18 protein-coding genes are annotated in these 18,554 nt (G+C 42.5%); all 18 read right to left on the bottom strand.

The features are described 5' to 3' along the window. Positions 1–128: 128 nt before the first annotated feature. The 18 genes from CUU64_RS04525 to CUU64_RS04430 all read right to left on the bottom strand — a co-directional run bounded on the left by CUU64_RS04525 (position 129) and on the right by CUU64_RS04430 (position 18,091). On the bottom strand, positions 129–1,247 hold the full coding sequence (locus CUU64_RS04525; protein ID WP_101632088.1) for a Nif3-like dinuclear metal center hexameric protein: 1,119 nt from the start codon (positions 1,245–1,247) through the stop codon (positions 129–131). Then, positions 1,244–1,954, bottom strand: a complete 711-nt coding sequence (locus CUU64_RS04520) for a tRNA (adenine(22)-N(1))-methyltransferase (protein ID WP_101632087.1) — start codon at positions 1,952–1,954, stop codon at positions 1,244–1,246. The genes CUU64_RS04525 and CUU64_RS04520 overlap by 4 nt, the downstream gene beginning before the upstream one ends. 184 nt (positions 1,955–2,138) lie before the next feature. Then, positions 2,139–2,507 carry a cytochrome c550 gene (cccA, locus tag CUU64_RS04515; RefSeq protein ID WP_101632086.1) on the bottom strand — a complete coding sequence of 123 codons (369 nt, stop codon included), beginning with the start codon at positions 2,505–2,507 and terminating at the stop codon, positions 2,139–2,141. 174 nt (positions 2,508–2,681) lie between these two features. Further along, positions 2,682–3,224, bottom strand: a complete 543-nt coding sequence (locus tag CUU64_RS04510) for a hypothetical protein (protein WP_101632085.1) — start codon at positions 3,222–3,224, stop codon at positions 2,682–2,684. Between the two features lie 126 nt (positions 3,225–3,350). Then, entirely contained in the window at positions 3,351–4,481 is a 1,131-nt protein-coding gene (gene rpoD / locus CUU64_RS04505; protein WP_101632084.1) for an RNA polymerase sigma factor RpoD, read from the bottom strand. Positions 4,482–4,519: 38 nt separating this feature from the next. Beyond that, positions 4,520–6,325, bottom strand: coding sequence for a DNA primase (gene dnaG, locus CUU64_RS04500; protein ID WP_101632083.1), 1,806 nt, complete (start codon positions 6,323–6,325; stop codon positions 4,520–4,522). Positions 6,326–6,355: 30 nt separating this feature from the next. Then, a complete protein-coding gene (locus tag CUU64_RS04495) occupies positions 6,356–6,856 on the bottom strand; it encodes a YaiI/YqxD family protein (protein ID WP_101632082.1) in 501 nt (166 codons plus the stop codon). A 368-nt stretch (positions 6,857–7,224) separates the two neighbouring features. Then, positions 7,225–8,034: a pyruvate, water dikinase regulatory protein gene (locus CUU64_RS04490; RefSeq protein WP_180954461.1), complete on the bottom strand. Its 810-nt coding sequence runs from the start codon at positions 8,032–8,034 to the stop codon at positions 7,225–7,227. A gap of 28 nt (positions 8,035–8,062) precedes the next feature. Beyond that, positions 8,063–8,701 (bottom strand): transcriptional regulator CcpN, encoded by a 639-nt coding sequence (gene ccpN / locus CUU64_RS04485; RefSeq protein WP_101632080.1) that lies wholly within the window; start codon positions 8,699–8,701, stop codon positions 8,063–8,065. Between the two features lie 193 nt (positions 8,702–8,894). After that, positions 8,895–10,967, bottom strand: coding sequence for a glycine--tRNA ligase subunit beta (gene glyS, locus CUU64_RS04480; protein WP_101632079.1), 2,073 nt, complete (start codon positions 10,965–10,967; stop codon positions 8,895–8,897). Then, positions 10,954–11,850: a glycine--tRNA ligase subunit alpha gene (gene glyQ / locus CUU64_RS04475; protein ID WP_101632078.1), complete on the bottom strand. Its 897-nt coding sequence runs from the start codon at positions 11,848–11,850 to the stop codon at positions 10,954–10,956. Before glyQ ends, glyS begins: the two co-directional genes overlap by 14 nt. 356 nt (positions 11,851–12,206) lie before the next feature. Beyond that, complete coding sequence (recO, locus tag CUU64_RS04465) at positions 12,207–12,959, bottom strand: DNA repair protein RecO (protein WP_101632076.1); 753 nt, start codon at positions 12,957–12,959, stop codon at positions 12,207–12,209. A 38-nt stretch (positions 12,960–12,997) separates the two neighbouring features. Further along, on the bottom strand, positions 12,998–13,141 hold the full coding sequence (locus CUU64_RS04460; protein ID WP_101632075.1) for a YqzL family protein: 144 nt from the start codon (positions 13,139–13,141) through the stop codon (positions 12,998–13,000). A 310-nt stretch (positions 13,142–13,451) separates the two neighbouring features. Further along, entirely contained in the window at positions 13,452–14,381 is a 930-nt protein-coding gene (era, locus tag CUU64_RS04455) for a GTPase Era (RefSeq protein ID WP_101632074.1), read from the bottom strand. After that, positions 14,374–14,772 (bottom strand): cytidine deaminase, encoded by a 399-nt coding sequence (locus CUU64_RS04450; protein WP_101632073.1) that lies wholly within the window; start codon positions 14,770–14,772, stop codon positions 14,374–14,376. Before CUU64_RS04450 ends, era begins: the two co-directional genes overlap by 8 nt. A 319-nt stretch (positions 14,773–15,091) precedes the next feature. After that, entirely contained in the window at positions 15,092–15,472 is a 381-nt protein-coding gene (locus CUU64_RS04440; protein ID WP_101632071.1) for a diacylglycerol kinase family protein, read from the bottom strand. Continuing rightward, positions 15,444–15,920: an rRNA maturation RNase YbeY gene (gene ybeY, locus CUU64_RS04435; protein WP_101632070.1), complete on the bottom strand. Its 477-nt coding sequence runs from the start codon at positions 15,918–15,920 to the stop codon at positions 15,444–15,446. The genes CUU64_RS04440 and ybeY overlap by 29 nt, the downstream gene beginning before the upstream one ends. Next, entirely contained in the window at positions 15,917–18,091 is a 2,175-nt protein-coding gene (locus CUU64_RS04430) for an HD family phosphohydrolase (RefSeq protein ID WP_101632918.1), read from the bottom strand. The genes ybeY and CUU64_RS04430 overlap by 4 nt, the downstream gene beginning before the upstream one ends. Between the last annotated feature and the right edge of the window lie 463 nt (positions 18,092–18,554).

Raw genomic sequence — 18,554 nt, 5'->3', positions numbered from 1 at the left:
TTTTCCGGGCCTTTCCAAGTCCAGTTGGCCATCTTCTTCAAATTCATGGAAACATGTTCATTACCTCAAGCATTTGTTGTATTTATATATTAAAACAAAAAAGACTGTAGGCATTTACAATGCCTGTTTTAAATAAACTTGAACGGGTCGGTATTGAACTCAGAAGGAATAAATTCCACCTCAAACTTTTTTTCTTTACTAAGAGCGTTTAAAACAGAAGCGACACCTTTTTTCATTACCTTTTCAACATTATGCCCGGGGTCGACAATATTAAGTCCGAGCATCATGGCATCGTGGGCCGTATGATAATACATATCCCCTGTTACATATACATCCGCGCCCTGAAATTTGGCCTGGTTAATGAATTTGTTTCCATCGCCGCCAAGGACAGCTACCTTTTTGATTCTGGCGTTTAGGTCACCCACAGCCCTAACTGTGCTAACATCGAGTGCGGCTTTCACATGGCCGGCAAACTGTTCGAGCGACATCTCCTCCCGCAATGTTCCGATTCTGCCCAATCCAAGCGGCTTTGGCTTATTTTCGAGAGGATAAATGTCATAAGCAGGTTCTTCATAAGGATGTGCTTTTATCATAGCGGACATTACTTTCTTCTCAATCTCTTCGGGAAAAATTGTTTCAATCCTTACTTCCTCTACTGCTTCGGGCTTACCCCTAGTACCAATCACCGGGTTTGCGTAATCACCTGGCAGAAACCTGCCGATACCCTCTGTAGAAAAAGAACAATGGCTATATTCGCCGATATTGCCCGCGCCAGCGTTACCAAGCTCATTTCTGACAAGTTGTTCCGCATCCTTAGGTACGTATACCGCTAGCTTTTTATATGCTGGCTGATAGGTGGGGACAAGCACCTCTGTGTTTTCAAGCCCCAACGCGTCCGCAAGCAAATCATTCACGCCGTTTTTTGCCACATCAAGGTTTGTATGGGCCGCGTAAACCGCAATATCATTTTTGATCAGCTTTTCAATGATCCTGCCAGCAGGTACATCGGTCATGATTTTCTTTAATGGACGGTATACAAGGGGATGATGTGCAATGATAAGCTGGACACCTTTCTCGATGGCTTCGTCCACAACATCTTCTAAAACATCCAACGCGACCATTACCTTTGAAACCGGTGAACTCAGCTTCCCAATCTGAAGCCCGACCGGATCACCTTCCATGGCATAGCTTTTAGGTGAAAAGCTTTCGAATAAACTTATGATCTCCGCTCCATTTGGTATTTTCATTCCTTGATCGCCTCCTCAACCATTTTTATCTTTTTCTCTAGCTCTCTACGCTTTTGGGCAATTTCAGGGCTTTGTCCCTTTTCTTCTAACTGCTTAAGGATTTTCTTCCAATGGGCCTTTTCAAGGGACCATTTTTTCAGGAATGTTCCATTTCGATTTTCTTTAAGAAAGGGGCCGAGAAAAATTCCAGAATCCCGATCACTTCTATAAGCGCGTAGCGGATCCCCCTTTTCAGCAATTAAAATTTCATAAATCTTTTCATCTTCCTCCAAAATCTCTTCATCGATTAGCTCCCAGCCATTTTCAATGAGCCAGTAACGTATGTTGGACGCTCCCACATTCGGTTGAAGGATAAGCCGTTTTACACCATCCAGTTTTTCCTTTCCGCTCTCTAGGATGTTTGAAATAAGGCTTCCCCCCATACCGGCAATCGTTATACAAGTAGCTTCATTTGGCGAAAGGACTTCCAGCCCGTCCCCTTTCCTTACTTCCACCAATTGTTCAAGCTCAGTTTGTTTTACCTGCTGTCGGGCAGATTGAAATGGTCCTTCTGCTACCTCACCCGCGATAGCTTTTGATGCCAGCCCTTTTAGAATGGCGTAGCAAGGTAGATAGGCGTGGTCAGAACCTATATCAGCCAATATACTATTTTTTGGTATATAATTCGCCACACTTTCAAGGCGCATTGATAGTTTTTCGTGGTTCATTTAATCATCTCGCTTATTGTTTATGTATGCTCACAATTAGCATTGTAGTTGTTATCTAAATATTATTCAATTGTTGACGAGTGAATTATACCAAACAAAAAATAATTCATGTTCATCTGAGCTGTTTTTCCAAACAGAAAAAAGGCCGAAATCCCTCAGGGACTCTCAGCCATTTGCATTTTAATTATTTTAAACCGTGGACAAATTTAGCCATCGCATCTACATTTTCTTCGGGTACAAGGCCAGCCGGCATTGCCCCTCTACCATTTTGAAGGACATTTTTTATTTCATCTTCAGACAATTTGCCCCCTACACCTTTCAATGCCGGTCCTACTCCCCCCTGGTATTGATCACCATGGCAGCTTATGCAGGTTTGCTGATAGATGTCCTCTGGTTTTGCAGAGGCTGTCTGCTCAGTTTTGTTTTCTCCGCCATCCTTTTGTTCCTTTGCAAGGTCCTTGGCATCACCCAAGCCCTTGAAAGAAAGCATAAACATAAGTCCAATTCCCAAAACCATGATTAGTACAAACGGCATTATTGGATTGCGATTCATTGATCTACCTCCCCTATGTATGACCTGAACTGCGCTAAAAAATACCATATAAACAAGTTTTATTTTACTTGAAAACCGTTTCAAGGAAAAGCATAAACTAAAAAGAATTGGACGAATTTTCTAATTAGACAAATTTTTTTCAATTATCTTTAACTTTTAATCGCACTTAAAATCTCAGAATCCCACATACAATTTAGCTAAAAAGTAAACGATGACCGCTGTACCCAAATAGCCCGCCACGGTTAAGTAAGCCATCCCCAACCGTTTGCCAAAATAAATCCATAAGGCCGAATGGCATAGCAAAAAGAAATATAACATCCCGATTCGCCCAGGTGCAAAATGTTCAACCGCCCGCACGGTTGCCAGTAAAAACAGCAACGCGGCACCAATCAGTGGAATATGGTATTGCCATAATCTTTTAGAAAAGTACGCTGCCAAACCCAATAGGACTATAATTGATAAGATTGATGAACCTATTTGCAATCCGTATGGCAATTGAGTAAAATAATTCAAAACCAGCGTTATTGAAATAATTGCTCCAATGAACAGATACGGAAGGGCTACTTTCGTTTTGCCAGGCTCGGCAACTTTCCGGTCTATTTCTTCTCCTTCACTATACAGGGCAAGCAAATAGTCACAATACTGTTCAGGCAGCATTCGGCTTTTTTTCCAATAAAGAATTTCTTGTATAATAATTTTTTTACGCATTTCGTTCATGAACCGCACATCCATAACACATATTTTTTTTTATATCGGTAAAAAGCTTTGTTTTTTAACGTGATAGCGTTTTCGTTACAAATGGAAAAGGAACCAACCAAAGGTTGATTCCTGATAGATCGTCTTTTATTCCAAAAAGTCTTTCAGCCTTTTGCTTCGGCTTGGATGCCTTAACTTACGTAATGCTTTTGCTTCTATTTGCCTGATACGTTCCCGTGTTACACCAAAAACCTTACCTACTTCTTCGAGGGTGCGTGTACGTCCGTCATCCAGCCCAAAACGGAGCCTTAGGACATTTTCTTCACGATCCGTCAACGTATCCAGCACGTCCTCAAGCTGTTCCTTTAACAGCTCATAGGCAGCATGCTCGGATGGAGAGGTTGCATCCTGGTCTTCAATAAAATCGCCAAGATGGGAGTCGTCTTCTTCACCAATAGGTGTTTCAAGAGATACAGGCTCCTGTGCAATTTTCAGGATTTCACGAACCTTATCGGGTGTCAAGTCCATATCTTCAGCGATTTCTTCCGGAGTAGGTTCACGACCGAGGTCCTGCAGTAACTGTCTTTGCACACGAATCAATTTATTGATTGTTTCAACCATATGCACCGGTATACGTATCGTTCTTGCCTGGTCAGCAATTGCACGGGTAATCGCCTGGCGGATCCACCAAGTAGCATACGTACTGAATTTGAACCCTTTTCGATAGTCGAACTTTTCAACCGCCTTAATTAGGCCCATATTGCCTTCCTGGATTAAATCGAGAAATAGCATCCCTCGGCCAACATAACGCTTGGCAATACTAACTACCAAACGCAGGTTAGCCTCTGCAAGGCGCCGCTTTGCTTCTTCATCGCCCTGTTCAATCCGTTCCGCGAGGGAGATTTCTTCTTCCGCAGATAACAGGTCTACCCGTCCGATTTCCTTTAAGTACATTCGTACAGGGTCATTGATCTTGACACCTGGAGGGACACTTAGATCATTGAGGTCAAACTCCTCTTCTTTATGAAGTTCTTGAATATTTGGATCCTCATCATCGTCTTCCTCACCATCGGTCAGGACCTCAACACCATGATCACTTAGGTACTCATAAAATTCATCCATTTGGTCTGAATCCAATTCAAAACTTCCGATACGTTCTGCAATTTTCTCAAGCGTAAGGGATCCGCGCTTTTTGCCTAGTTCAAGCAATTGTTCTTTTACCTGATCAAGGCTTAGTTCATTCTCAACCTCTTTGGAACGTGCTGGTTTCTCAGCCATATGTTCCCCTCCTTCAAAACTTCCACTAAAAATGACCGCTATAATAGTTTTTGTAATTGAATAATTTCCATCGCAATCCGCGCCGCCCCTAAATGGTCGCTGCGCCGTTCCGCTTCTTTTCTTTCTGCCTCTTTTTCTTTTATCTTTAACATTTTTTCATATTTCAACACTTGTTTTATATAATCTGTCAGCTCTTTATCCGAAACTTCGTCATTCACTGACATCATTTCAACTTCAGATACGATCCTTCTCAAATTTTGGTCCGGTAGATACGACAGGAATAAGCTCGTATCCGGCTCGTGGCCTTCCTCATAAAATGCATATAAATAAGTTATGATTGCCTGGTGATCATCAAGGTTAAACAGGAGCCCATTCATCATCTGCTGGATCTTAAAGGCTGTTTCTTTGTTCTTGAGCATATGGGCTATCAATTTGGTCTCGGCATTATGATAGGCCGGCTTAAGTTTATTCTCATACTGCAAGGTGATGTTGCCCGCAAGAGGCTGCGAAAAATTCCCTTTCTTCTTTTCGGCGAAAAAAATCTTTCTTTGCTGTTGTTCCAAAGCATCCAGCGACAAAGAGAATTCGGAGGACAACTGCCTCAGGTAATGATCCCTTTCGACCGCATTTGGCAGATGCGAGATTTCCCTTAACACCTCTTCAATATATTGAATACGTTCTCCTTCATTATTCAGGTTTTTCCCCTTGCGTAAATACTGCATTTTAAAAGCCATGTATGTTAGACTGGACCCTATTACATCCGAAACAAAACTTTTTTCTCCGTATTTCTTGATGTAGTCATCGGGATCCAGCCCATCCGGCATAATGGAAGCTTTTACTTGAAAACCGGCCTCAACAAGCATATTTGCCGCCCGGTTTGCAGCAGCCAGCCCCGCAGAATCGGAGTCATAACATATGAGGACATTATCGGTATTTCTTTTGATCAACCCTAGGTGCAGGTCGGTTAGCGAAGTTCCCATCGTGGCGACGGCGTTTTCCACACCTGCACGCACAGCTGAAATACAATCCGCAAAACCTTCAAACAGCACAACCTGTTCTTTTTTTCGGATATGGGGCCTCGCATTGTGGAAATTATAAAGCACCTTGCTTTTATTAAAAATCGGCGTTTCAGGACTATTAAGGTATTTGGGTTCATCGTCCCCCAGCGCTCGTCCGGAAAACGCAATTGTATTTCCCTGGTGATCCCTGATCGGAAACATAACCCTGTTTCTGAAACGGTCAAAATATTTTCCATCCCGCTCCCTATAAATAATCAAGCCCGCTTTTTCAAGAATGCCCTCAGCAAACCCTCTTTTGGTTAAAAATTTATAAACAAAATCCCATGAATCAAGGGCGTAGCCAATTTGGTGTTTCTCGATCGTTTCTTCCGTAAATCCCCTGCCAAGCAAATATTCAAGAGCCTCCTGTCCCTCTTTTGTATTTACCAGTAAATGGTGGTAAAATTTCTTTAGAAGGTCATGGGCCTCCATCATCTGTCTTGAAGCTTCCGGAATGTTTGACTTTGGCGCGCCCTGCTGCATGTCAATTTCGAGCGGAATATTTGCTTTGTCTGCAAGAACTCCTGCAGCTTCCACAAAGCTGTAGCCTTCTATATCCATTAAGAAGGTGAAGATATTTCCACCTGCACCACAGCCAAAACAATGAAAAATTTGTTTATCAGGTGATACGGAAAACGATGGGCTGTTTTCACCATGAAAAGGACAAAGGCCGAAATAATTTCGCCCTTGTTTTTTCAGCTGAACATATTCGCCAATTAAATCGACGATATCTACGGCTTCTCGAATCTGATTTATTTTTTCATCTTCAATTCGGGCATTAGACATGTTTTCACCTTCGAATTCCGGTGATAATTTTTAATTCGATACGGAATCAATATTTCCTGCAAAGTTCGACAACATTTTTGACAGGGTTGAGATAAAATTTACTCGATCCTGCTTCGTAAAAGCTTTTGGGCCTTTTGTATGTTTTCCCTGTCTCCTCAATTTAGAAGAAAGATACCGCATATCCAGAAGGGCAGCGATATTATCATTCCTGTATTCCTTTCCCCCGGGCGAAATGGCATAAACGCTTTTAGAAAGCAGTGTAGCCGCTAAACCGATATCCGCCGTTACAACTATATCACCCGTTCTTACAGAATTCGCGATATAAAGATCGGCTGCCTCTTTGTCCGGGTCTACGTATACCCAGTTCCCCTCCGGTTCGTTCATCATGTTTCTATAAGATGCAACGAACAAAACCAGCACGTCATGCATTTTTGCACATTGAAGAATTTCAGCCTTTACAGGACAGGCATCCGCATCGACATAAATAGTTCGTGTATGGTCACTATGATGTAATTCTACATCTTTCTGCATTTTCCTTTTTTTCTCCTTTTATGTTTATGGAGATAAAAAAACGGATTTGTCGAAATTCATTCTACCCAATATCTTGACTTTGCATCCGTAATAGTTTATTCCGTATTATACCGGTCTAAACCTCAAGAATTCATTTTTCTCACAATTTTTTATTATAGTACATTTTAGGCAACTATGCCATAATTAAAACCTATCATTATTGAAATTTTTTTCACAAAGAAAAGAGCCGACACTAAAGTGTCGGGCCATACAGGGCAAAACCCTTCCAAAGGTAAACATATGTAGATAAATCCTTCAGTAGAATGATTTTTTTCACATATATTTACTATAAGCTTTGCCCCGCAACCTGTCCACCAATATGCCGGTCCCTATATATTGCGGTTTTGAATGATATGGATGATTGTGTTCGCAGTCTCTTCCACTGCCTTGTTAGTAACATCAATAATTGGACAATTCAATTTAGAAACAACCTTTTCGAAATATTTGAGCTCTTCCTTGATTCTTTCCATATTCGCGTAAATGGCATGGTCATTCAGTCCCAGCGATTTTAACCGTTCCTTACGTATATGGTTGAGTTTCTCCGGACTAATCTTCAACCCGAAGCACTTCTCCGGTGGCACCAGAAATAATTCTTCAGGCGGCTCCACTTCTGGAACCAACGGGACATTGGCCACTTTAAATCTCTTATGAGCCAGATATTGAGAAAGAGGAGTTTTCGATGTTCTTGATACGCCCACAAGCACAATATCAGCCCTCAGGATGCCCCGCGGATCCCTACCGTCATCATACTTTACGGCAAATTCTATCGCTTCTACGCGCTTAAAGTATTCGTCATCCAGCTTTCTGACCATACCGGGTTCATTCAACGGCGCGGCCTCTCCCCTTTGCTGGAGAATATCGATTAACGGTCCAATAATGTCGTAGGCAAGAATCCCTTGGGCTCCCGCCTGCTCCTTCATATAATTCCTAATATTCGGTTTAACCAATGTGTAGGCGATAATTGCATTGTTCAGTTTTGCAAGAGAAATTACTTCATCCACGTTAAGCTCATCTTCAACGTATGGTATTCTCTTGATCGAAAATAGCGGGCCGGCAAATTGGCTGGCAGCCGCTTTTGTGACTAACTCAGCGGTCTCTCCCACCGAATCGGATACAACATAGATAATTGTATTATTCATTTTCTCCATCCCCCATGCCATAACTAACCTATATGCTTTCGTTGGCAAGCGCCAGGAAAGCTTTCGTAATATTGGTCTTGGTAATTCTCCCGGTCACTTCAAACCCTTGTTCTGTCTCCTTGACGACAGGCAATGCATCAATTTGCTTCTCAATTAGCTTATTCGCTACATCGATCAATAGATCTTCCTTCATACACATTGTGATATTCGGCATCCTCGTCATGATGATGGTAACCGGAATTGCAGACAGCTCCTGTTTTCCAATGCTTGCGCGCAGCAAATCTTTACGCGACAAGACCCCTACAAGCAATGATTTTTTATCTACGACAAACAAAGTCCCTACGTCTTCAAGAAACATCGTCACGATCGCATCATATACAGAAATACCTTCACTTACGACCACAGGGATAGACTGATAGTCTTTTACATACAGTTTCTTTAAATTATCTGTCAACAGCTGGCTCCCTGATTTCCCGGTATAGAAGTAACCGACCCGAGGCCTTGCATCCAGAAATCCAGCCATTGTCAATATTGCCAAATCCGGCCTTAATGTCGCCCTAGTCAAGTTCAGCTGGTCCGCAATTTGTTCTCCAGTGATCGGCCCACTGTCTTTTACAATCTGTAAGATCTGTTCCTGACGTTTATTTAATTCGATCTTAAACACCACCCTACTGCGCACCCGCAGAGAAAAGTAATATGCTATACTATATTTTAATATTATATACTATTTATCCGCTAGGGGGATATGTTTTTTAGGGCTTTTGCGTGAACTACCCATGCATTAATAAAAGGGCGGGTATATGCACAAAAAGAGAAAACGGCCTGGCAAAGGGATTCACTCTTTGTCAGGCAGCTACTAATCAGGAGACAAGGATTTTATTCATTGCGGCAAATCCGCTTACCAAACCGCTGATTTCCTTCATTAAAGCCAGCCGGTTGCTGCGCAGTTTTTCATCTTCAGCCATTACCATGGTATGTTCAAAGTAGTTTTCAATCTCTTTTTTCATTGAAACTAACAGCTCAAATTTTTCAGTCTCATTGGCAGCGTTACGATAATCCGATAAGACAGACTGGTATTTATCATACAAAGTAACTTCATATTCATTTTCAAATAATGTTGGAGAAACATCTGCATTATTTTCGCTTTTTACAGCAATGTTCATTACCCGGCTTAATGCCTCTAAACTCTCTTTAAACCCATTGACTTCTTTCTTCGCATCTAAGACAATAGCTCGCTCTACAAGGGAAGCAACATTGCCAATCTGATTTTCTAATAAAGCATCGATCAGATCATACCTGATTCCCTTTTCATTCAGTAGATGTTTTACACGGGCTTTGAAGAACTGAACGAGATCCGCTGTTACATCGGTCAGGTCCCTCTTAAGAATTCCCCTGGCTTCCAGTTCACGGATGGAAGCAGCTATGATTTCCTCTATCGCAATATCCCACTTCTTTTCAGCTAGAACCTGTACGATCCCACTCGCTTGCCGTCTTAATGCGTATGGATCCTGAGAACCTGTGGGAATGACCCCGATCGAGAAGAAAGAAGCAATTGTATCCATCTTCTCTGCCACACTAAGAATCGCACCTGGCAGCGATGCAGGTATACTGTCATCTGCATGCCTTGGCATATAATGTTGATTGATGGCAGCAGCCACCTCTTTTGGTTCACCCATCAGCAAAGCATATTTTTCGCCCATATACCCTTGCAATTCAGGAAACTCATATACCATGTGGGTAACTAAATCGAATTTAGCAATTTCAGCTGCACGGGCAGTGAATTTTGTTTCATCTTCATTTAACTTAAGTGCCGAGGAAAGCTGGGCGGACAGTTTTTGTACTCTCTCTGTTTTTTCAGCAAGAGTCCCGATTTCTTCATGGTAAACAATCGTCTCAAGTTTTTTCAGCGCTGCCGCGATATCCCGTTTTTGATCTTCTTTATAGAAAAAGGAAGCATCCGACAATCTAGCCCTTAATACTTTTTCATTTCCTTTGGATACCGTTTCAAGATGGCGGTCGTCACCATTCCTAACTGTGACAAAGAATGGAAGAAGGTTCCCATTTTTGTCCTTTACAGGAAAATAACGCTGATGTTCTTTCATGGAAGTAATCAATACTTCTTGAGGCAACTCCAGGAATTCCTCTTCAAAGCGGCCAAACAATACGGTAGGGTACTCCACTAGATTGTTAACTTCTTCAAGCAAGTCTGGATCCACAGGGATAACCCAGCCTTGTTCTTTTTCAAGTTTTTCAATGCCTGAAAGGACCATCTTCCTTCTTTTCTCGGGGTCTGCAATAACAAACTGCTCTTGCAATATATATTCATACTGTACTGGATTTGTAATAGCGGCATCGTTTCCAAGGAATCGGTGTCCCCTTGTTTCGTTCCCTGAAGAAACATGCGTAATACCAAAAGGAACGATTTCAGAGCCGAACAGTGCGATGATCCATTTGATTGGGCGAATATAACGCAAGTCTTGATCGGCCCAACGCATATTTTTCGGGAACGAGATGCCAGTAACGATATCCTTTAATTCAGGGAGTAAGCTTAATGTCGGTTGTCCTTCGATAAATTTGTTTACAAAAACATATTCAACGCCGCCTACTTCTTTGAAGTAAATGTCATCTACCGAAACTCCCTGCCCCCTCGTGAACCCAAGAGCAGCCTTTGACCAATTGCCGTTTTCATCCTGGGCAATCTTACGCGCCGGCCCCTTGGCTTCTTCATGGATATCCTTCTGGGCTTCAGCGGCATCTTTCACTAGAACAGCAAGCCGCCGGGGAGTAGAGAACATTTGTACTTCGCCAAAGTCGATTGATTTGTCAGTAAGCCACTTTTCAATCTTCTCAGCCAACTGCTCCATCGAAGAGGTAACATAACGCGCGGGCATTTCTTCAAGCCCGATTTCCAGTAATAAATCACGCTTGCTCATTCATCTTCTCCTCTTTCTGCTTTAGGATTGGGAATCCCATCTTTTCTCTTTCTTCATAGAATGTCTTCGCCACTTTTCTGGCAAGATTCCGGCAGCGGGCGATATATCCGGTCCGCTCGGTAACGGAGATTGCCCCCTTGGCGTCTAAAAGGTTAAAAGTATGTGAGCATTTCAGCACATAATCATAGGCTGGGTGGACAAGGCCTTCTTCCATCTGGCGATGAGCTTCTTTTTCATACATATTGAAAAGCTGGAACAGCATGTCTAAATCGGACGTTTCAAATGTGTATTTTGAATGCTCATATTCCGGCTGAAGGAATATATCCCTGACTGTGAACCCTTCTGTCCATTCTAAGTCAAAAACATTTTCTTTTTCTTGAATATAGGAAGCTAGCCGTTCAATTCCATATGTGATTTCTACAGACACAGGCTTGCAGTCGAGCCCGCCGACCTGCTGAAAGTAAGTAAATTGCGTGATTTCCATCCCATCGAGCCAGACTTCCCATCCAAGCCCCGCACACCCAAGTGAAGGATTTTCCCAATTGTCCTCTACAAATCGAATATCATGCTCCAGGGGCTCAATTCCAAGAGCACGTAGGGAATCTAGGTAAATTTCTTGGATGTTATCCGGAGAAGGCTTCATAATCACCTGGAACTGATGATGCTGGTATAAGCGATTCGGATTCTCACCGTACCTGCCATCTGCTGGCCGTCTAGATGGTTCTACATAAGCAACATTCCATGGCTCAGGCCCGATTGCCCGAAGGAATGTATAGGGGCTCATCGTTCCGGCCCCTTTTTCCACATCATAGGCGTTCATAAGGATACAACCATGGTCGGACCAATGCTTTTGCAGGGTTAAAATCATGTTTTGAATATTCATAGAGCACCTCCAAAAAGTTTTGTACTGAATGGCTTAGTGTGCTGGGAGTGTAAAAACGCAAAAAAACTCCCGCCACTATGCCTAAAAGCATAGGGACGAGAGTTTACCCGCGGTTCCACCCTATTTGCCGAAGAATCGGCCACTTTAATCTGCCATCTTAGCAGTCCAGTTCGCTCCGGAGCGCCTTCCCTGGTTATCCATATCCCGGCTCGCACCATCCCGGGTTCGCTTGTATGGAGGACGCCAGGTACTCCTCTCCATCATTGCAACAATTATTATGAATAAATTTTAACCAACCACTAGAAAAATGTCAAGAAAACCAACCTTTTAGAATCAATGGCGGCTCCAATACAAAGTCAAAGCATATCTTTCATTTTGTCCAGCTGCTTTAAAAACTTCTTGGATTTTAATTGTACTCCGGAATATTCATCATAATAAGCATCAATTACATGCTGAAGCTCTTTCTTCGTTTCCGGCTTCACAGAAATATTTCCAAGCCTGGCTAAATCAAAATAATAAAAAAGCCGTAAAAGCTTAACCGCTGCTGGGGACAATTTAAAATGATAAGGGTCTTTATGAATACATCTATGGCAAATAAATCCGCCTTCCCGTAAAGAAAAAGAAAACTGCCCTTCCGTTTCCCCGCACACCGCACAGTGATTAAGCGTCGGAGCCAAACCATTTACCTGAAGCATTTTCATTTCAAAAATAAATTTGAGGACCTCTGCGTCATACCCTTCATTTATGTAATGTAATGTTTGGTATAGCAGCTCAAAGAGAAAAGGGTTCGACTTTCTATCTTCCACGCTTTTATCAAGTAGTTCTACAATATAAGAGGCATAGGCAGTGGCAAAGATGTCCTCGCGAATAGACCGCATTGAGTTCACCGTCTCACCCTGTTGCAGGCTGCCAAGCCCGCTGGATGCCTGAACTAGAAAATATCCGTAATAAAAAAGCTGAGTGACGGCCGAGAGGCGGCTGTTTGGTTTATTTGCACCCCTGGCCATTGCACCGATTTTTCCCCGTTCACGGGTGTATAGCGTAATGATTTTGTTGTTTTCTCCATAGTCTGTCCGTCGGATGACGATGCCTTCACATTTTTCCAGCAAGCAATGCCACCTACCAATCCTCCAGGCGCAAGAACAATCTAAGTGATAGGAAAATCAATCTCTGCTAGTTCTTCACTTGTACTATCGGGTCTTTCCTGTCGTTCCCCCTCCAATTCTTTAAAAAGAAGGTAGGTGTCGACATTCCCTGTCTGGCTGAACACTTTCCATGTAAAATCCAACATAAAAAAGCCCACCTTTCATGTGACTAGCATATATAAATTCCAACCTTATGATTATCTTGACCGTACTCTCTCTAAATCATGAAAAACAAAATATGTTAGGGATAAATTTCGAAAAAGCGGAAGCACCCTGGTAGAGGAATGTCGGCTAAAGAACTGCCACGTCCTGTGCAAGTCCCACAAGAATAGGCACACCCTCGTAGGGACTTGGAAGGACCGTCAACAAAAAACCGTCAACTCCTGTGAGTCGTGCTGGGCGCTGTGCTAAACACCACTAAAAAAGAAACTTAACCTAGCATATTGAGAATAAAATTTAATATTCATCCTCATTAAAGCCAAAATCCCGAAGCTGGGACATCTTGTTGCGCCAATCCTTTTGTACCTTGACCCAAAGCTCAAGAAATACTTTAGAACCAAGCAGGTTTTCAATATCTACCCTAGCGCGCTGTCCTACTTCCTTGAGCATCTTTCCCTGTTTCCCTATTACGATACCCTTTTGTGAATCTCTCTCGACAATGATGGTTGCCATGACATTGATTGTTTCACTATTCTCCATCTTCTTTATGGAATCGATCACAACGGCGATAGAATGAGGGATTTCCTCACGAGTCAGATGCAGTACTTTTTCACGGATCAACTCTGAAATAATAAAACGCTCCGGATGGTCGGTCACTTGGTCCGCCGGATAATACTGTGGTCCTTCTGGAAGATGTTTCTTTATTTGCCCAAGCAAGGTTTCAACATTGTTTCCCTCTAATGCAGAAATAGGCACAATAGAAGCAAACGGATATAAATGCTGGTACTGTTCAATAAGCGGGAGCAACTCATCAGGATGCACCTGGTCAATTTTATTGACAACCAGAAAAACCGGTGTCTTAACACCCTTCAGTTTCTCAATAATGAATTCATCTCCACGTCCTAGACCCTCTTCAGCATTGATCATAAATAGAATCAAATCTACTTCTTTGAGTGTATTTGTAGCAACCTTCATCATGAAATCGCCAAGTTTGTGCTTTGGTTTATGGATTCCCGGTGTATCAATAAAAATCATTTGGGCATCACTCTGGGTAAGAACGCCCTGAACTTTATTTCGAGTGGTCTGGGGTTTGTCGCTCATGATTGCGATTTTTTGGCCGATCACCCGGTTTAAGAATGTACTCTTCCCGACATTCGGCCTTCCGATTATTGAAATAAAACCCGATTTATGTTCCTTCGACGCTGTATCATCAAATAATTTATTCATGCAAATCCTCCGGTGAAAATGCTCCTGGCAGAAGCTCTTCTACTGTTAGTTCTTTAATATCCCCATTTAAATTAGTTAAAATTATTTTCATGCTTCTATCGCATAACTCCGAGATGACCTGCCGGCAGGCACCGCATGGCGGAACCGGCCTTTTCGTATCTGCCACGACAGCAAGCAGCTTGAATTTAGTATCTCCTTCTGAAACGGCTTTAAAGAGCGCAGTGCGTTCAGCACAATTCGTCATGCTATAAGCCGCATTTTCAATATTGCATCCAGTGTATACCCTACCATCCTCTGTGAGCAACGCCGCCCCTACTGCGAACCTAGAATAAGGTACGTAGGCTCTTTCCCTGGTTTTTTTTGCTTCTTCAATGAGTTTTCCAGGTTCCATATATAATCATCATCCTTTCGCCCAAAAGGGATACTTCTCATTGTAACGCATCCTCACTTGTCTTGAATACCAATCTTATTAGAAAAGCGGAAGCGCCCCGACAAGCATAAGGCGCACCTCGTAGGAGAGCCAAGAAAGGACCGTCAGCTAAAAACCGCCACGTCCTGGGCGTCGGGGCTGGGCGCTGGCCGATTAAGAGCGCCACGTTCTGTGGCAACATCGGCACTAGTACCTCCATGTACGTCGAAGCTAAACATCGACAGTTGAAAAGTTAATACTTTCTTTTCTTTTTTGTAAAAAAAAGCGACTTTATCCCTTGCTAAAAAATCTTCGGGATAAAGATAATCAGCCCTACAAGCGCGGAAAATATCGCATAAACAAACACAGCTGCGGCAGCCAAATCCTTCGCTTGCCTGGCCAGCGGGTGAATCTGCCCTGTAATTAAATCTACAGTTCTTTCAATGGCTGAATTCAACAGTTCAAGTGCAATCGTGCCGAAAATGGCTGTAAGCAAAAATAACCATTCCACACTGGATAGGGAGAAGTAACAGCCTAAGAAAACTGCCGCCGTGCCGGCAGCAAGGTGGATTCTCATATTCCTCTCGGATTTGACCGCCCCTGAAATTCCATGCCATGCAAATACAAAGCTCTTAAAAACGGAGTGCCGTTGTTTACGCTTCTCTTGTAAGCCCATATTCATCTAAAATTTCCTTCTGTTTGCCGAACATTACTTTCTCATCTGTCTCATTCATGTGGTCATATCCCAATAAGTGCAGAAATCCATGAAGGGCAAGAAAACCCAATTCCCGCTCAAAAGAATGGCCGTATTCCCCGGCCTGTTCCTTTGCCTTATCTAAGCTAATAATAAGATCGCCTAGCATTCTAGGTATGTCAGCTCCTACAATGGCTACTTCATCTTCTCCCATTTCTTCCATTGCAAATGAAATCACATCGGTAGGAGCATCTTTGCCTCGGTATTCTCTATTTATTTCCCTAATTCTATTGTTGTCGACAAATGTGACTGAAAGCTCACTACCTTGCTCTATCTGTTCAAACTGTGCCGCAAATTGCAGCACACCCTCAACGAGGGCCCTTGCCTCTTCACTAATTTTTTCTGTTTCGTCAATAAAATCAATAGTTAATATCATGTTTCCACCTTCTGTTCTAGTTTGGGGAGTTCGGGATACTCAATCCGCGAATGGAAAATGCCGTTTAATGTTTCACAGAGGGATCGCTTCACTATCTGCAATTCTTTTAAGGTTATATCACAATCATCAAATTGGTGATCGTTTATTCGATCATTGATGATTTTTTCTACCAGATCTTCTATTTTTTCTGAAGTCGGCTGCACCATTGACCTTACTGCCGCTTCTACGCTATCAGCGATGCCGACAACAGCAACTTCCTTCGTCTTAGCTTTAGGCCCCGGATAGCGGTACTCTTCCTCTTTAACATCTTCTCCCAGCTTTAAAGCTTTATGATAAAAAAATTTAAGCAGTGTTGTTCCATGATGCTGCTGTGCGATATCGATAATCTCCTGTGGAAACTTGTATTTTAACAGCATTTCGGCCCCATCTGTCGCATGGGCAATGATAATATCCTTGCTCGTGGCTGGGGGAAGCCTGTCATGGGGATTCTCAATATTCATCTGATTTTCAATAAATAGCTGTGGACGTTTAGTCTTCCCTATGTCGTGATAATAACAGCCCACCCTCGCTAGAAGACCGTTTGCCCCGATGGCCTCGCAGGCGGAATCCGCAAGATTTGCAACCATGATGCTATGATGATAAGTTCCCGGAGCCTCGGTGAGGATTTTCCGAAGTAGCGGATGGTTTGGGTTTGAAAGCTCCAAAAGCTTTATCGATGAAAGAATACCAAACCCAGCCTCAAAAAACGGCAGCAGCCCGATTGTCAATACAGAAGACGAAATACCAGAAACAATTGCCCCGATAACGTAATATAAAAATTCCATTTTCGAGTAATTTCCATCCATGATAAACAAGACTGCAAATAAAAGAGCTATGTTTGTTAACGACAACATAAACCCAGCCTGGAGAATTTTCGTCTTGAAATTTTCCCTGGAAAGAATAATAATTCCCGCAAGTCCGCTGAACATAATGTATAAGCCTATGGACGGGTCCAGGTTTCCTGGGGTATCCCCGTTGAAGATGATTGTCCCAAAACCGCTAAGGACAGCTGTAATGGCAGCAGCAAACCGCTCGTTTAACAAATTCTTTAATAACATTGCAGCAAGGGCTGCCGGAAAATAAAAGCCAAGTTGATTGTATCCCAAGGATGAGATGATACTAAAAATTTTCATAAGTGAAATGGATAGAACAAGAACAATGCTGAATACCAGCATCTGGGTTACTTTTCTTTCCTCCGGATGATTACCCAAATAGAAATAATAGTATAGAGCCGCAAAGATTAGAATGATGAAGAGTAGCAGGCCGAGATAAGGAAAGATTGTTTTATCATTATCCATGAATCCAGCTAACTCTAGCTGGCGGAAAATCTCTCGGTCAATCAGCTGACCTTCCTCAACAATAATCTGCCCTTGCAGAATCTTCACTGGATCAACTGATTCTACTGCCTTTCTTCGTTGTTCCTCCGTTTTTTCCTTATCAAAGAAAACATTCTGTATGATGGAATTGCGCGCAATGGCGATTGATGCATTTTTCAATTCATTCCCAATGCTGGCATACTTCAATTCTTCTTCCGCCCGCTTTTTGGCATTTTCCACCTGGCCGGATACAATTCGCTCATTCATTACATTATTCACAGCGGTAATAGTCAAGTCTTTGGAAATTTTTAATTCAGATTCGTCTGCTTGTACTAACGCAAGAAAAACAGATTCAGGAATGTCTTTATTTACTTCATCCGTTAGCTTTTCCCTAAGCATTGCTACTTGCTCGGCAGGTGTTTTTACAGCCGTTTTACTGTCTCCTCCAAGATCCCCATTCTCAGTTTCAGTGTCCTTTTTGTTCTCTCTTTTTACTTCCATGGCGGAATCATAAATGGATGCCACTAGGTCGACTTTATTTTCTGCATATTCTTTTTTTAGAGTGTTCACGTCAGGGACTTGTTCAAGAATCTCTTTTTTCGCTTGCTCGGTTTTGTATGTATCTTCGACTGTTTTTGTTGCCCTGATTGTTTGTTCAGCAGGCTTTAGCAGTTCTATATTTACTTTTTCCGGTTTTACATTTGGATACATCATCAAATATGTGTAGGCACCCAGAACGACAAACAGCAATATTTGAAAAAAACGGTTACCCAACAAATCTTTCAGCCTCGCTAGGTTAGCCTGTAAAAAGCTCAAGAATTCACCCTCCTTATTGAAAAGGCGGAAGCGCCAAATTCCCCCAGCAGGGAGACTCCACCAAGGTTCTGTGGCAAACGGATCCCGCCAGTACATCCTATAAAACTCCGAACAGCAAAAGACAGGTCTCGCAGGAAGAACCGGTGAAGCGACGTAAGTTACAAACTATCACTTCCTATAAGGAAACGCTGATTTTCACCACACTTGAGTAGGTTAGCTTCCCTTCCTGGGATGTAAAACTAACGAATCCTCAAGGGACTGAAAGCCCCGGAAAAATAGAGAGGCGGACCACTTCGTTACATCTAATACTAAAGTCGGTACTAACATAAGGAACATTACGTCAGGAGTTTATTGACAACAAACGCTTTTTTTGGGTCAGGCCATGTCTGGGACTAGGCACTTTATCAATATAACGTTTGAATTTTAGAAATCTCCTCAGGAGAACTAGAAATATTCATTTTAT

The organism is Bacillus sp. V5-8f, assembly GCF_002863565.1.
Taxonomy (GTDB): domain Bacteria; phylum Bacillota; class Bacilli; order Bacillales; family DSM-1321; genus Peribacillus.
The sequence above is the reverse complement of the archived record's forward strand: the minus strand, read 5'-3'. Positions and strand labels throughout refer to the sequence as shown.

Excerpts from the sequence above, each read along its gene's own strand:
- glyS (WP_101632079.1), bottom strand. The coding sequence starts at position 10,967 with ATGAGCAAGCGTGATTTATTACTGGAAATCGGGCTTGAAGAAATGCCC.
- dnaG (WP_101632083.1), bottom strand. The coding sequence starts at position 6,325 with ATGTCTAATGCCCGAATTGAAGATGAAAAAATAAATCAGATTCGAGAA.
- CUU64_RS04510 (WP_101632085.1), bottom strand. The coding sequence starts at position 3,224 with ATGAACGAAATGCGTAAAAAAATTATTATACAAGAAATTCTTTATTGG.
- glyQ (WP_101632078.1), bottom strand. The coding sequence starts at position 11,850 with ATGAATATTCAAAACATGATTTTAACCCTGCAAAAGCATTGGTCCGAC.
- rpoD (WP_101632084.1), bottom strand. The coding sequence starts at position 4,481 with ATGGCTGAGAAACCAGCACGTTCCAAAGAGGTTGAGAATGAACTAAGC.
- ybeY (WP_101632070.1), bottom strand. The coding sequence starts at position 15,920 with ATGATATTAACTATTGATTTTATTGACGAAACAGAAAAAATTAGTGAA.
- cccA (WP_101632086.1), bottom strand. The coding sequence starts at position 2,507 with ATGAATCGCAATCCAATAATGCCGTTTGTACTAATCATGGTTTTGGGA.
- CUU64_RS04450 (WP_101632073.1), bottom strand. The coding sequence starts at position 14,772 with ATGGAACCTGGAAAACTCATTGAAGAAGCAAAAAAAACCAGGGAAAGA.
- CUU64_RS04495 (WP_101632082.1), bottom strand. The coding sequence starts at position 6,856 with ATGCAGAAAGATGTAGAATTACATCATAGTGACCATACACGAACTATT.
- era (WP_101632074.1), bottom strand. The coding sequence starts at position 14,381 with ATGAATAAATTATTTGATGATACAGCGTCGAAGGAACATAAATCGGGT.
- CUU64_RS04460 (WP_101632075.1), bottom strand. The coding sequence starts at position 13,141 with ATGTTGGATTTTACATGGAAAGTGTTCAGCCAGACAGGGAATGTCGAC.
- CUU64_RS04525 (WP_101632088.1), bottom strand. The coding sequence starts at position 1,247 with ATGAAAATACCAAATGGAGCGGAGATCATAAGTTTATTCGAAAGCTTT.
- CUU64_RS04440 (WP_101632071.1), bottom strand. The coding sequence starts at position 15,472 with ATGAATATGGGCTTACAAGAGAAGCGTAAACAACGGCACTCCGTTTTT.
- CUU64_RS04520 (WP_101632087.1), bottom strand. The coding sequence starts at position 1,954 with ATGAACCACGAAAAACTATCAATGCGCCTTGAAAGTGTGGCGAATTAT.
- CUU64_RS04490 (WP_180954461.1), bottom strand. The coding sequence starts at position 8,034 with ATGAATAATACAATTATCTATGTTGTATCCGATTCGGTGGGAGAGACC.